The sequence below is a fragment of the Klebsiella sp. C360 genome (genome assembly GCF_048822415.1).
Lineage (GTDB): Bacteria > Pseudomonadota > Gammaproteobacteria > Enterobacterales > Enterobacteriaceae > Klebsiella > Klebsiella quasipneumoniae.
In genome coordinates this window covers 448,049-460,436 of record NZ_JBMEZZ010000003.1, presented here as the reverse complement: position 1 = coordinate 460,436, position 12,388 = coordinate 448,049, and the positions used below count along the sequence as shown (strand labels likewise).

The 12,388-nt window shown below is 56.7% G+C and carries 14 protein-coding genes; 7 read left to right on the top strand and 7 right to left on the bottom strand.

The features are described from left to right. Positions 1-23: 23 nt before the first annotated feature. From ACOI7D_RS11165 to ACOI7D_RS11150, 4 genes are all read right to left on the bottom strand, one after another. The gene (locus ACOI7D_RS11165) at positions 24-197 is read right to left on the bottom strand and encodes a hypothetical protein (RefSeq protein ID WP_048297585.1); all 174 of its coding nucleotides are present in this window, start codon (positions 195-197) and stop codon (positions 24-26) included. A gap of 16 nt (positions 198-213) precedes the next feature. Then, positions 214-720, bottom strand: coding sequence for a ferritin-like domain-containing protein (locus tag ACOI7D_RS11160; protein ID WP_023289827.1), 507 nt, complete (start codon positions 718-720; stop codon positions 214-216). A gap of 23 nt (positions 721-743) precedes the next feature. Next, positions 744-959, bottom strand: a complete 216-nt coding sequence (locus ACOI7D_RS11155) for a hypothetical protein (protein WP_004202641.1) — start codon at positions 957-959, stop codon at positions 744-746. A gap of 346 nt (positions 960-1,305) precedes the next feature. Next, the gene (locus ACOI7D_RS11150) at positions 1,306-1,491 is read right to left on the bottom strand and encodes a general stress protein (protein WP_008804757.1); all 186 of its coding nucleotides are present in this window, start codon (positions 1,489-1,491) and stop codon (positions 1,306-1,308) included. A 655-nt stretch (positions 1,492-2,146) separates the two neighbouring features. Between ACOI7D_RS11150 and ACOI7D_RS11145 the strand changes: the two genes are divergently transcribed. Together ACOI7D_RS11145 and ACOI7D_RS11140 are read left to right on the top strand one after the other, a co-directional pair. After that, positions 2,147-3,061 (top strand): SDR family oxidoreductase, encoded by a 915-nt coding sequence (locus ACOI7D_RS11145; RefSeq protein WP_023289828.1) that lies wholly within the window; start codon positions 2,147-2,149, stop codon positions 3,059-3,061. A gap of 189 nt (positions 3,062-3,250) precedes the next feature. Next, positions 3,251-3,496 carry a YmjA family protein gene (locus tag ACOI7D_RS11140; protein ID WP_004202643.1) on the top strand — a complete coding sequence of 82 codons (246 nt, stop codon included), beginning with the start codon at positions 3,251-3,253 and terminating at the stop codon, positions 3,494-3,496. 67 nt (positions 3,497-3,563) lie between these two features. Here ACOI7D_RS11140 and ACOI7D_RS11135 read toward each other — a convergent pair whose 3' ends face one another. After that, on the bottom strand, positions 3,564-4,457 hold the full coding sequence (locus ACOI7D_RS11135; RefSeq protein ID WP_023289829.1) for a LysR family transcriptional regulator: 894 nt from the start codon (positions 4,455-4,457) through the stop codon (positions 3,564-3,566). Between the two features lie 115 nt (positions 4,458-4,572). Here ACOI7D_RS11135 and ACOI7D_RS11130 point away from each other — a divergent pair, with 115 nt between their 5' ends. Together ACOI7D_RS11130 and sra are read left to right on the top strand one after the other, a co-directional pair. Then, on the top strand, positions 4,573-5,424 hold the full coding sequence (locus ACOI7D_RS11130; RefSeq protein WP_044523543.1) for a Vmh family MBL fold metallo-hydrolase: 852 nt from the start codon (positions 4,573-4,575) through the stop codon (positions 5,422-5,424). A gap of 177 nt (positions 5,425-5,601) precedes the next feature. Continuing rightward, complete coding sequence (gene sra, locus ACOI7D_RS11125) at positions 5,602-5,742, top strand: stationary-phase-induced ribosome-associated protein (protein WP_012541615.1); 141 nt, start codon at positions 5,602-5,604, stop codon at positions 5,740-5,742. On the opposite strand, the gene ACOI7D_RS11120 is transcribed toward sra, so the two are convergent. Next, positions 5,739-5,846, bottom strand: coding sequence for a hypothetical protein (locus ACOI7D_RS11120; RefSeq protein WP_032425875.1), 108 nt, complete (start codon positions 5,844-5,846; stop codon positions 5,739-5,741). The genes sra and ACOI7D_RS11120 overlap by 4 nt on opposite strands. A gap of 78 nt (positions 5,847-5,924) precedes the next feature. Between ACOI7D_RS11120 and ACOI7D_RS11115 the strand changes: the two genes are divergently transcribed. Then, on the top strand, positions 5,925-7,622 hold the full coding sequence (locus ACOI7D_RS11115; RefSeq protein ID WP_004202648.1) for an NAD-dependent malic enzyme: 1,698 nt from the start codon (positions 5,925-5,927) through the stop codon (positions 7,620-7,622). A gap of 522 nt (positions 7,623-8,144) precedes the next feature. Then, positions 8,145-9,857 carry an ABC-F family ATP-binding cassette domain-containing protein gene (locus ACOI7D_RS11110; RefSeq protein WP_109547286.1) on the top strand — a complete coding sequence of 571 codons (1,713 nt, stop codon included), beginning with the start codon at positions 8,145-8,147 and terminating at the stop codon, positions 9,855-9,857. A gap of 35 nt (positions 9,858-9,892) precedes the next feature. Here ACOI7D_RS11110 and ACOI7D_RS11105 read toward each other — a convergent pair whose 3' ends face one another. Continuing rightward, positions 9,893-10,846 carry a bifunctional helix-turn-helix transcriptional regulator/GNAT family N-acetyltransferase gene (locus ACOI7D_RS11105; protein WP_109547285.1) on the bottom strand — a complete coding sequence of 318 codons (954 nt, stop codon included), beginning with the start codon at positions 10,844-10,846 and terminating at the stop codon, positions 9,893-9,895. A gap of 556 nt (positions 10,847-11,402) precedes the next feature. On the opposite strand from ACOI7D_RS11105, the gene ACOI7D_RS11100 reads away from it, so the two are divergent. Beyond that, positions 11,403-12,233: a hypothetical protein gene (locus ACOI7D_RS11100; protein ID WP_044523450.1), complete on the top strand. Its 831-nt coding sequence runs from the start codon at positions 11,403-11,405 to the stop codon at positions 12,231-12,233. The last annotated feature ends 155 nt before the right edge of the window (positions 12,234-12,388 follow it).

The following is a 12,388-nucleotide window of genomic DNA, read 5'->3' as shown; positions in this document are numbered from 1 at the left end:
TCTGCCCGCCACTGTCAGCTTCCTCAGCGCGCCCTCCTGTTCCTGACGTCTGCTTTGCCGACAGGCGATACGGGATCGGGCTCTGCAGGAGGGGCCCTGTTCGCCACCGCGTCCACCAGCGCCTGCTGCCTGGCGGTTAATTTCAGCGGAACCGCTTTCTCAGTGGCGAGGAGCGCGATGGTGTGGCGCTTAACCATAATTGACTCCGGCGGCTTATTGTCCGGCCTCAACGCCGGGCAGATTGTTATGCATCAGATATTGCCCGGTCAGCGCCGGCAGATGATGCAGCAGCCAGTCAGCCATCCCTCTCTCTTCGGCAAGGATCCCTTCCAGAGTAGGCATCGCGCTATGGTCCCCCACTCGCTTCGCCGCCGTTAATAAAGCGGTATAGCAGGCGACCTCAAAATGGGCAAAAACGTAGGCGGTGATAATCAGTTTAATGAGCTCATCGCCGGGCAGCATGATGCCAATAGTCTGGCCCAGGGCTGCGACCCGGCTCATCGCATCCTTCAGCGCCGAGCGGGAAATGTGGTTGCGGGCGATAAGGTCCTGCAGGGCCGACAGTTGCCGACGGGTTTCATAGAGATGTTGTTCAAGGCGGGTCCGTAATTGCGGTTCATTATCGAGGCGTCTGATGGTGGCCATAAGCAGTGACTCGGCCTGTTTTTCCATGGCATGGGCATCGCGAAGCCAGTTATGGTAATTTTCACTATCCGTCATATCCACCTCTGATCATTAATTTTTTATTTTGACGGGGAATCTTCATTCTCTTCCGCCGCCTGGTCAGCTCGCGCTGCGCTATATCCGGATAAATGCCCAACAATATTAGCATAAATACTGATGAGAATGACCCACAGGACGCTGTCTTTCCACCAGATTAACGAGGGTATCGCCAGACCTACCCACATAACGGCGGCCACAAGATGACAACGCTTAATAAATACCGGCGTCAGTTTCATTTTATTACCTTAGATCTGAACAATATTTAGCAAGCGGATGTGTTGCTGCCCACCCCTGGCATCCGGCGGTTAATGCCCGGCTAACAATATCTTCCCTTTCCACAGCCATAAAAACAGTGCCGTCATTTCCTCGCCTTTACCGCTTCGCCGGCACATTGCCGCTGCGGTAAACAGCGCTTAATAATTAAGGTTGCTATAATTTAATTATCCTGCTCCTTTTCTTCCATCGCGGACAATAGACGATGGGTGAAGGAAAGCGTTCGCAAATAAACAGAAACCTGCGGACCGCCAGGCCCACAGGTTTCTGTCCCGACGCCGTCGAAACGGCGTCACGGGTCATCAGTCGCTAGCTGTCGCCGGCTTTACGGCCGCCGCCATGACTGTTCTTACCACCCTTTTTACCGGCTTCGGATGCACGCTCAGGATCATTTTTAAAGTTCCCGCCGCTGTGCTGTCCACCTTTACGCCCGGCTTCGGATGCTTTTTCACGATCTTCTGCAAAATTACCTGAACCGCCTCTATGCTCTGCCATAATGTTCACCTTTGGTTTGATCAATATCGGTTGGTAAATGGAAAATGACCCTGTTACAAATCATCGCCCTCGATATCTAACACTAGAGGAATACCCGCAGGAGTCAAATTAATTCCGGCCATTAATCAGCGTTACCAATAAATAAATTAACCACAGCGAAGCGGCACTAAAAATTAATCTTTCCGCAACCCCTTATTCGCTTTGGATTATATGCCCATTATGGTCTGTTCTGCGGACAGCGATCCTCGTTTGTAAACAAATGAAAATAAAGTGATGAATAAATATTTCTTCCACTCCCGGACAGCCACCCTTACAAAAAATACCACCTAAGAGGCATGGCGTTATTAGCCATGCGTAGCGGGTTAACTTAATATTGCCTTTTTCACGACGCGTCTTCCTCTCCGTCTTTAAAAAATTTTCCCCGGGGAGAAAAATAGCCCAGCCACGTTAAATATTGATGGAATAATCCTAATTTCACCCCAGCGATATTAACGCAGCGCTATTCACTTAAATACGCCGGGGATCAGTCGGTTAAGGAATAACAGTATCTCTTTTCCCGGGCATTCACTGGCCCTGGGCGAATCACACGGGGTCTGGCGATGGGGGAACCTGACCTATCCTTACAGCTGGCCCGTTCTGTCTGAAGGAGATGACTATGCAAGATGAAAAACCGCCAATGAAGAAATTACCCACCTCCATGTTGCCAGAAGAGACGGCTCCACGTCCGGAGTTCCCGGAGCAAGAACAAAACCCGCCGGGTCTGGATGCGGAAATGGAGCCGTCACCGGACCATGGGGAAACCAGCTACACCGGCACCGGGCGGCTGGCCGGTAAGAAAGCGCTCATTACCGGCGGTGACTCCGGCATTGGCCGCGCGGTGGCGATCGCCTTTGCCCGCGAAGGGGCCGATGTCGCCATAAGCTATCTGCCGGAAGAGCAAGAGGATGCCGATGAAGTCATCGCCCTGATTAAAGCCGAAGGCCGCACCGCGGTGGCCCTGCCGGGGGATATTCGCTCCGAGTCCTTCTGTCAGTCGCTGGTGGCCGATGCGGTGGAACAGCTGGGTGGCCTGAGCATCCTGGTCAATAACGCCGGGCGTCAGCAATATTGTGAGACTCTCGAGGAGCTCACCACCGAAGACTTTGACGCCACCTTTAAAACCAATGTCTACGCGCCGTTCTGGATCACCCGCGCCGCGCTGCCCCATCTCCAGGCCGGGAGCGCGATCATCAACACCACCTCGGTGCAGGCCTATAAACCCAGTCCGATCCTGCTCGATTACGCCCAGACCAAAGCCTGCCTGGCGATCTTCACTAAATCGCTGGCCAAACAGGTGGCAAAACGCGGCATTCGCGTTAACGCCGTGGCGCCAGGCCCTTACTGGACGGTACTGCAGTCCAGCGGCGGTCAGCCGGACGAGAAAGTGAAACAGTTCGGGAAAGACACGCCGATGGGGCGTCCGGGACAGCCGGTCGAGATCGCCCCGCTGTACGTCACCCTGGCATCCGATGCCTGCTCTTATACCTCCGGCCAGGTTTGGTGCTCTGACGGTGGGGACGGGGTAGTCTAAGCCTCCCGGCAGACCGGCGTGCGACATCGCGCGCCGGTTTTACCCTCCACTCCCCGGGGATCGGTATCTGCCCTCTCGCCTCGCCGGCGCAGCGATTTTCCTCTCCTGCAGCCTACCGGCCGCATGCTATGATACTCGCCCGCCGCTGTGCGCTAACCCCGGCCCTGACGCCAATCCTGAGGACGACAGATGAGTAATGACATCCCCCTGAAATTTTATGACATCGTGGACGAATACGAGACCGAAGCGGCTGCCCCGGTTAAGGATGAGGAACGCGATGCGCTGGCGCGCTATTTTCAGCTGCTGATTGCGCGGTTAACCAATAACGAGGAGATCGACGAAGAAGCGCAGCAGGAGATGGCCCGCGAGGCGGCCATTGACGAGCGCCGTATTGACGATATCGCTAACTTCCTCAATCAGTGGGGCAACGAGTAAGTCTTATCGTCAGCTCACCGGCAGGGCCGCCGCCTGCCGGTATTGCCGCTGAAGGCGACGCCGCTGCTCAGGCATCGGCGAGCGTTTCCCCCAGACGTCGCTGCAGCGCATCCAGAAACAGCGGCAGCCCATCGGGCTGATAGTCGCGGGAAAGATAGATGCCGTAAACGCTCAGCGCCTTCGGCGTCCAGTCAGGCAGCACCACCTCCAGCGCGCCGCTGGCAATCGCGCCCCGCGCCTCCAGTTCGGGGAGCATCGCGATGCCGCACCCGGCGACCGCCGCCTCCAGCAGCAAGGAAGAGATCCCCGCGCTCAGATTACCGTTCACCGCCACCGACGCCTCCTGCCCCTGCGCATCGCTGAACTGCCAGCGCTGGCCGGCAAAATGGCTGTATAACAGGCAGTTATGCTGTTGCAGATCGTCAAGCGTCGTCAGCGGACCATGCTGGCGGAGCCAGCGCGGCGCAGCGCAGAGTAGCGACCGGCACACGCCGAGACGGCGAGCGATAGCCCCCGCCTCCGGATTATCGGTAATGCGAATGGCCACGTCGATGCGCTCGCCGATCAGGCTGACCGGATGGTTATTGATATCCAGCTCCAGGCGCAACAGCGGATAGCGAGCGAGAAAGTCCGGCAGCAGCGGAGAGATCAGCTGCATCGCGGTAAAATGCGCGCACGCCACCCGCAGCGTGCCGCTGGGGTCGGCCCGCTGGCGCTCGCCGGCGATTTCATCGGCGATCCGCGTCAACCCGCGGGTCTTGAGCAACACCGTCTCCCCCGCCGGGGTCAGCGTCAGCCGCCGGGTTGAGCGATGGATCAGCCGGGCGCCGGCCCAGCTCTCCATCTGTTCCAGATAGCGGCTGACCATCGGGCGCGACATCCCCAGCGCGCGCGCCGCGGCGCTGAGGCTTCCCAGTTCGCAAATGCGCAGATATACCTGCGCCGCAATCACCCTGTCCATCACGCCCCCCTTCATCTGCACGATTTATGAAACTCAGCATCTCTTATTTCAGGAATTCTATCAAATAGCGAAATCCGTACAATGCTACGCATTCCCCTGTGACTGAGAATGAATGATGAAATTATCTGCCCTTGCTATTGCCACCGCCCTGTTCAGCGGCGCGGTCTTCGCGGCGCCGCTGACGCTGCAGACTTACAACCCTCAGGAGAAAGGTATTTTTGCCGTCAACTCCACCCTCGTTTCCGGCCCGCATGAAGCGGTGCTGTTTGACGCCCAGTTCAGCGTCAAAGACGGCGAAAAGCTGGTGGACATGATCAAGAAAAACGGCAAACCGCTGTCGCGGATTGTGATCACCTCCGGCGATCCTGACTTCTACTTTGGCCTTGAGCCGCTGGTGAAAGCCTTCCCGCAGGCGGAAGTGGTCGCCACGCCGGAAGTGGTTAAACATATTGAAGCCACCAAAGCGGCAAAGCTGGCGTACTGGGGCCCGCAGATGAAAGACGGCGCGCCGACGCAGGTATACGTCCCGCAGGCGCTGAAAGCCAACAGCTTTACCATCGATGGCGAAACAGTGACGATTATGCAGCCGCATGACTACGCGGCGTTCGTTTGGATCCGGGCGAACAAAACGATCCTCGGCGGCACCGGCGTGGCGTGGGGCATGCATCTCTGGACCGCCGACACCCAGACGCCGGCCAGCCGCCAGCAGTGGCGCACTACGCTGGACCAGATGATTGCCCTGCACCCGCAGCAGGTAATCCCGGGGCATTACCTCGGCACGCCGCCGGAGGGTGACCGCGCGGTGCGCTTTACAAAAACCTACCTCCAGCAGTTTGAGCAGGCGCTGAAGACACATAAGGATTCCGCCGGGGTGATCAAGGCCATGGAGACGCAGTGGCCGGGGCTGGCGGAAACCAGCTCGCTGGAGCTTAGCGCCAAAGTTAACACCGGCGAGATGAAGTGGTAATGCCGGCGCTGCGCGAGGGAGACTGTTCTTAATCTGGCGCGCTAAGGTTGCTATTGCCCTGAAAATGGACCACCCTACCTGAGGCCGCATAAAAAACGTGCGGCCAACTTTGGGTTACATTTCATCCGGTCACCACCGGGTTTGCCCTTGAAACCAGAACAGGATAAAGGAGTCAGAATGAAATCGAACCATCAGGCACGTCATCTTCTCGGTCTGAACTACAAGCTTTCCCAGCAGAAAAAAGTGGTGCTGGAAGGCGATGAAGAAACCACCCTCAACCATATCCATGCTACCGGCCGCAAACGCCGCGGTGGTTAATTTTCAGCCTGAGTGATGATAAACAACACCGTCCTGTTGCCAGGATGGTGTTTTTTTATGGCAATTGACGGCTTGTTTACCCGCTTGAAGACCTTCTGCTCTATACTCTGCCCGCTGCTTTTCCACCCGCCCTTCGCTTATCGCCGCGCCGGGACTGTGGACACGATCAAGGAGTTAGTGCGATGCAATTTACCCATAAGAAAAACCGTTCCCTGTACATCCCCTACGCGGGCCCCGTTCTGCTTGAATTCCCTCTGCTCAACAAGGGCAGCGCCTTCAGTATGGAAGAGCGCAGCAGTTTCAACCTGCTTGGCCTGCTGCCGGAAGTGGTTGAAACCATCGAAGAGCAAGCGGAACGCGCCTGGATCCAGTATCAGGGATTCAAAACAGAAATCGACAAACACATTTACCTGCGTAATATCCAGGACACCAACGAGACCCTTTTCTATCGCCTGATTGGCAACCATCTCGAAGAGATGATGCCGGTTATCTATACCCCGACGGTGGGCGCCGCCTGCGAACGTTTCTCCGAGATTTACCGTCGCGCCCGCGGCGTCTTTATCTCCTACCAGAATCGCCATAACCTTGACGACATTCTGCAAAACGTCCCGAACCATAATGTCAAAGTGATTGTGGTGACCGATGGCGAGCGTATCCTCGGCCTCGGCGACCAGGGGATCGGCGGGATGGGGATCCCGATCGGTAAACTGTCGCTGTACACCACCTGCGGCGGCATCAGCCCGGCTTACACCCTGCCCATCGTGCTGGACGTCGGGACAAACAACCAGCAGCTGCTGGACGATCCGCTGTATATGGGCTGGCGCCATCCGCGTATTACCGACGACGAGTACTACCAGTTCGTTGACGATGTGATCCAGGCGATTAAAGCCCGCTGGCCGGACGTGCTGCTGCAGTTTGAAGACTTTGCGCAGAAGAACGCCATGCCGCTGCTCAACCGCTACCGCAATGAGATCTGCTCCTTTAACGACGATATTCAGGGCACCGCGGCGGTCACCGTCGGGACGCTGATCGCCGCCAGCCGCGGCGCCGGTAGCCAGCTGAGCGAACAGAAAATCGTCTTCCTCGGGGCGGGCTCCGCCGGCTGCGGCATCGCCGAGCAAATTATCGCCCAGATCGTCCGCGAAGGACTCAGTGAAGAAGAGGCCCGCCAGCGCGTATTTATGGTTGACCGCTTCGGCCTGTTAACCGACGGCATGCCTAATCTGCTGCCGTTCCAGAACAAGCTGGTGCAGAAGCGTGAACATCTGCAGGGCTGGGATACCACTAACGATGTCCTGTCCCTGCTGGACGTGGTGCGCAACGTGAAACCGAACATCCTGATCGGCGTTTCGGGTCAGCCGGGGCTGTTCACGGAAGAGATTATCCGCGAGATGCATAAGCATTGCCCGCGGCCGATCGTGATGCCGCTCTCCAACCCAACGTCACGGGTGGAAGCCACGCCGCAGAATATCCTGAGCTGGACCGACGGCGAGGCGCTGGTCGCCACCGGCAGCCCGTTTGCCCCGGTCACCGTGAAAGGCAAACAGTATCCCATCGCCCAGTGCAACAACTCCTATATCTTCCCGGGCATTGGTCTGGGGGTGATCGCCTCAGGCGCGTCGCGGGTCACCGACGAGATGCTGATGGCCGCCAGCGAAACCCTGGCGAAACACTCGCCGCTGGTGAACAACGGCGAAGGTCCGGTTCTGCCGGAGTTGAAGGATATCCAGACCGTCTCGCGGGCGATTGCCTTCGCGGTCGGTAAGGTGGCTCAGGAGCAGGGCGTGGCGGTGAAAACGTCCGCGGAAGCGCTGCTGCAGTCCATCAGCGATAATTTCTGGTTGCCGGAATATCGTAATTACCGCCGCACCTCAATTTAATCGCGCTCACCGGGCCGCACGATCGGCCCGGTTATTAATAGCGTCCGGATAATATTCCCCGCCACTGAAACGCCTTTTTCGCCCATATTCATTTATCGTAAAAATAGAAACCAGATAGCATTTGCCGCGCGCCTTGTGCCACGCAAAATCATGGCCTCTGCCCCCTCGCAGACAATCCGCAGGCAGAAACTGCAGCCGCGCGTGGCGGGACAATCGATATCCGACGCTTCTCCACACCCTGCCAGTTTTGTCACTGGCGCGCTTTTCCTTTCCCCACTACACTGCCATCACCCATTCACTTACTGAATATAAAAGGAGGCCCCCCATGCTGTATTGTGAAATGTTTATTGTTTCACATGCCTTAGGCAATGGCGCCAGCTCAAGCGTTATCGGTATCGTGCTGCGATAACTTTGGCTTGAGCGAAGACCCTTCACAGAATCCCTTCTCTCCGGCTTACCGGGTTATCGTCAGCGAGTTTTGACGAGGCATTCCCATGCCTGTAACTCTTGAGTAAGTTGACTATGAGTACATTACTAACTGCCCATGCGCTCCACGTGGAGACTGCCTTCGGGCCGCTGTTTAATACCCTCTCCTTCACCCTGAAGAAAGGCGACCGCATCGGTCTCATCGGCCATAACGGTTGCGGCAAAAGCACCCTGCTGCAGGTGCTGGACGGCACCCTCGCGCCCACCTCGGGCAGCGTCTCACTCGCCGGTCAGTGTCTGATGGCCCGCGTTGAACAGCATCTGCCGGAGGCGCTGCGTTCACAGTCGCTGCTGCAGGCGGTGCTGGCCCTGTTACCCGCCGACGCGCGGGAAGCACAGCGCTGGCTGGCCGAACGCCTGCTGGCGCAGATGGGCTTCACGCCGGCGGTGATGGAGCAGCAAACCAGCACCCTGAGCGGCGGACAGCATACGCGCCTGCTGCTGGCCCGGGCGCTGATCCGCCAGCCTGACCTGCTGCTGCTGGATGAGCCCGGCAACCATCTCGATCTGCCCACCCTGCTGTGGCTGGAAAGCTTCTTGCAAACCTGGCAGGGGGGCTTCGTGCTGGTGTCACACGACAACGCTTTACTGGATGCTGTAACTAATGCCAGCTGGATCCTCCGCGACCAGACGCTGCACAGCTTCGCCTTGCCCTGCAGCGCTGCCCGTCAGGCACTGCAGGAGCAGGATGAGAGCGCCGCGTTACGTCATAAGGCGGAGCAAAAAGAGATCGACCGGGTCAGCGCCAGCGCCCGGCGGCTGGCCACCTGGGGGCGGGTGTATGACAACGAAGATCTCGCCCGCAAAGCCAAACAGATGGAGAAGCAGGTCGCCCGCCTGAAAGACGAGCAGACCGAGCTCAGCATCGGCCCGCCGTGGCGCCTGGTGTTGCAGGGGGACGCCCTGCCGGCGGACCGCCTGCTGGAGATGGACAGGCTGCCGGTGGCTCCCGCGCCGGGACTGCCGGCCCTGTTCACCACCGGCGTGGCGCGACTGCGCAGCGGCGATCGCGTGGCCATCATGGGCCGCAACGGCGGCGGTAAATCGTCCTTGCTGCGCCTGCTGTGGCAGCAGATGAACGACGCATCGCCGCTTCCGGGGCTGCGTCTGCACCCCCGGCTTCACCCTGGGTACTACGACCAGACCCTGGCGCAGTTGCCGGACGAGGCCAGCCTGCTCGACGCCCTGATGCCGTTCGCCCCGTCGGCGGACACCCGTAAACGGGCGCTGATCGCCGCCGGGTTTGGCTGGGCGAGGCATGGACAGAAGGTCTGCACCCTCAGCGGCGGCGAGCGGTCGCGGCTGCTGTTCGTCGGCCTGTCGCTGGCGCGCTACAGCCTGCTGCTGCTGGATGAACCCACCAACCATCTGGATATGGAGGGCAAAGCGTCGCTGGCGCAGACGCTCCGCGACTATCCCGGCGGCGTGCTGCTGGTCAGTCATGACCGCCAGCTTATTAGCGAAAGCTGTAACCGCTTCTGGCTGATCGACAGCGCCGGGTTAACGGAGTGGCACAGTCTGGAGGAGGTCTATGCCCGTCTGCAGGCGCAGTCCCCCACCCTGACGGCGGCCTCCTCATCCCAGGAGCCGTCACTCGCGGCTGATGATGAAGAGACGCTGCTGACGCGCCTGATAGCCCTGGAGCAATGGCTGGCGGACGATATGGCCCGTAAGCCGAAACATCAAAAGCCCTCGCTGCAGACCCAGTGGCGAGAGGAGATCGCCCGGCTGCTTAACCAGCTGGCGTAATCTTCGCACTCCCCGCCGGCTAAGGCACCACGCCCTTAGCCGGCGTTTCCTGGCCGGGTAAACTGCTGCTCGGTCATCATCTTTCCCCACTGGTCCCCCTGCCATTCGCGGGTTAACGTGAAGCCAAAGGACTCATACAGTTTGCGGGCCGCGTCCAGACCTTTAAACGTCCACAGCTGAACGGCGCTGAACTGACGACTGTAGCAGAAAGCCATCGCCTCACTGAGCAGCCGCCTGCCAATGCCGGTTCCCCGGCAGCTGTCATCGAGAATGAACCAGCGCAGATGCGCCTGCTGCTGGCCGAGATCCTCGCCATCGATCGCCACCGAACCGACAATCTTCCCCTCGCGCATCGCCAGCCAGATCTGGTTGACCGGCGAGGAAAGCCGGGTGGCGAATTCCGCGACGCCGCTGGCAACCTTGCCTTCAAAAAAAGCGCCGAAATCATGGTGCCGGGCGTAATACTCCCCGTGCATCTGGGCTATCCGGCCGATCGCCCCCGGCTGATAGCCGGTTACCAGCGAAATTTGCGGCGTCGTTTCCGCAAGCGCAGCATCCCGACACTGCGCCAGCGCCTGAGCATAGGCCGCCAGTCCGCTGGCGACGGTCCGCTGCTGCGTCTCATCGAGATGCGCTAACGCCTCCACCACCCGGCGGGTACCGTAGGCGTTAATCGTTGCCACCGTGTCGTGCCCTTTCGCGGTCAGCGCCAGCGATTTAGACCGCGCGTCCTCCGCGCAGGGGCGCTCCTCCAGCTCTCCGGCGGCCAGCAGACGGGCGACCATCCGGCTGACGCTCGATTTTTCCAGCCCGAGCAATGTGACCAGCTGCGCGGCGGTTATCGTCCCCCTGACCGACACCTCCAGCAGGGTATGCACCGCCGAGGGTGAATAGTGGGTGGCGGCCAGCGTGGTGTTCATAAAACCCAGCTCGCGCACCATTAACCGCGAGGCCGTTCGAATTTGTTGGATTAAAGGCGTGTCAGACATAGTGAGGCGTCCAGTGAAGTAGATAGTTGTATAATACAACCATCATCTGCATCGTTCGTCAAGGCTCACTGACCCGGGGAAATCTTTGCAGCTACCGTGTTAAGTTCCCTGGTGTCGCTGGAATAACTGAAAAACATTCCTCCTGATTGTCAGCGGCAAGCTGCCGGCGCTAAGGCCCCTGAAACCTCTGGCGTCTGAACCCTCTTTGACAGTTACCGATATGTCACCGCGTGTTTACTCTGATTTTTAAATAATGCAAATTTACGGATGCTCACCCGTGCAGATTATGGCGGGAACTCATAACAAGGTCTGCAGGCATCTCATCGTTTTTTTACATTGCCCGGCCCTGCTTTATTGGCAATGTTTCCATATAGAAGGCAACGTGAAGCATTATATATTAATTCAGTGAATGCGCAGCCACTCATGATTTATATGACACATTATTTTCCCTATGAAATTAATGCAAAGTATTTATGAAGTGATCTAATTCACATTCTTCACAGTTAACTATATATATTGTGATTTACAGCATTCAATTACCAAAAGGAGATTTAATATGGAAAGCAATGAAATTATGTGTAATGTAGAACGCTGGTTGGATAATCAGGCTGTTAATTCAATTGGTATATGCTTAGATGGTCTAAATACCACCGGCAACACGCATATTTCGGGTGGTTCTTCCGTGCTTACTGGTTCTGCCGCAACGCAGGAGCGTGAAATTGGTAAGGAATTAAGCCTTATTACTGATATTGATGAACTTGCGGAAAAACTGGTTTCCAGCCCTGCAAATTTTGTCACCACAGTCATGGGGATAGCGCAAAGTCGCTCCGGGTGGAAACCGCTTGAACCTGAAAGTGCAGACAATGCTGAGAATTTCAAAAAATATATTGATCAGATAATGAAATTCCCTTTAATGATTGTAACCAAAACTGACACGACCACAGTGACCTATTCCGAAGGAAATTATGATTCTTTAATTGATAATATAGCCGACATTTACTCCGGCATGAGCGATGGAGATAAAAACTCCGTTAAGGCAGGGCTTACATCACTGGCGAAAAGTTGTATGAGTCGGGTAAATGAAAAGCAAAAGAAAGTGTTATTTACTCAAAGCACAATGTGTGTAAATGATGAAGTGACTACATCCTTTTATTCATCTAATGTTGCAATGGAGAAGAAACACAGTAGCGGCAAGAATGCTCCGGCAGATGAATTTAGTTCAGAAGTACAGGTCAGCAGAGTAGAGGTTAAATTTAACCGTATGGCGCTGAATAAGAATATTGCTAAAAAACTATGTTCACTTCTGTTCAAGTCAATTGATGACTGGCTCGAAGAGACAAATACTAAGCAAACCGATAAGAAAATCGAATTTTGTTTTGGTGACTAACATTGGTGTCTGGTAGCACCTCATCTTCCCCGGTACTCACCGGGGATGTTTATATAATGAAATGATATTAGCGCAACTCTTTGGTACCTTGACATTGACATCCTCCCTGCAGACTAACCTCCCCCAATTTTAGTCATTTTGCGATCGGTGGTGTG

What these genes read in the sequence shown, in the direction of transcription:
- ACOI7D_RS11110 (WP_109547286.1), top strand. Translation starts at nt 8,145, where the DNA reads ATGAGTACATTACTAACTGCCCATGCGCTCCACGTGGAGACTGCCTTC.
- ACOI7D_RS11155 (WP_004202641.1), bottom strand. Translation starts at nt 959, where the DNA reads ATGAAACTGACGCCGGTATTTATTAAGCGTTGTCATCTTGTGGCCGCC.
- ACOI7D_RS11140 (WP_004202643.1), top strand. Translation starts at nt 3,251, where the DNA reads ATGAGTAATGACATCCCCCTGAAATTTTATGACATCGTGGACGAATAC.
- ACOI7D_RS11130 (WP_044523543.1), top strand. Translation starts at nt 4,573, where the DNA reads ATGAAATTATCTGCCCTTGCTATTGCCACCGCCCTGTTCAGCGGCGCG.
- ACOI7D_RS11145 (WP_023289828.1), top strand. Translation starts at nt 2,147, where the DNA reads ATGCAAGATGAAAAACCGCCAATGAAGAAATTACCCACCTCCATGTTG.
- ACOI7D_RS11100 (WP_044523450.1), top strand. Translation starts at nt 11,403, where the DNA reads ATGGAAAGCAATGAAATTATGTGTAATGTAGAACGCTGGTTGGATAAT.
- ACOI7D_RS11105 (WP_109547285.1), bottom strand. Translation starts at nt 10,846, where the DNA reads ATGTCTGACACGCCTTTAATCCAACAAATTCGAACGGCCTCGCGGTTA.
- ACOI7D_RS11165 (WP_048297585.1), bottom strand. Translation starts at nt 197, where the DNA reads ATGGTTAAGCGCCACACCATCGCGCTCCTCGCCACTGAGAAAGCGGTT.
- ACOI7D_RS11135 (WP_023289829.1), bottom strand. Translation starts at nt 4,457, where the DNA reads ATGGACAGGGTGATTGCGGCGCAGGTATATCTGCGCATTTGCGAACTG.
- ACOI7D_RS11150 (WP_008804757.1), bottom strand. Translation starts at nt 1,491, where the DNA reads ATGGCAGAGCATAGAGGCGGTTCAGGTAATTTTGCAGAAGATCGTGAA.
- ACOI7D_RS11160 (WP_023289827.1), bottom strand. Translation starts at nt 720, where the DNA reads ATGACGGATAGTGAAAATTACCATAACTGGCTTCGCGATGCCCATGCC.
- ACOI7D_RS11115 (WP_004202648.1), top strand. Translation starts at nt 5,925, where the DNA reads ATGCAATTTACCCATAAGAAAAACCGTTCCCTGTACATCCCCTACGCG.
- sra (WP_012541615.1), top strand. Translation starts at nt 5,602, where the DNA reads ATGAAATCGAACCATCAGGCACGTCATCTTCTCGGTCTGAACTACAAG.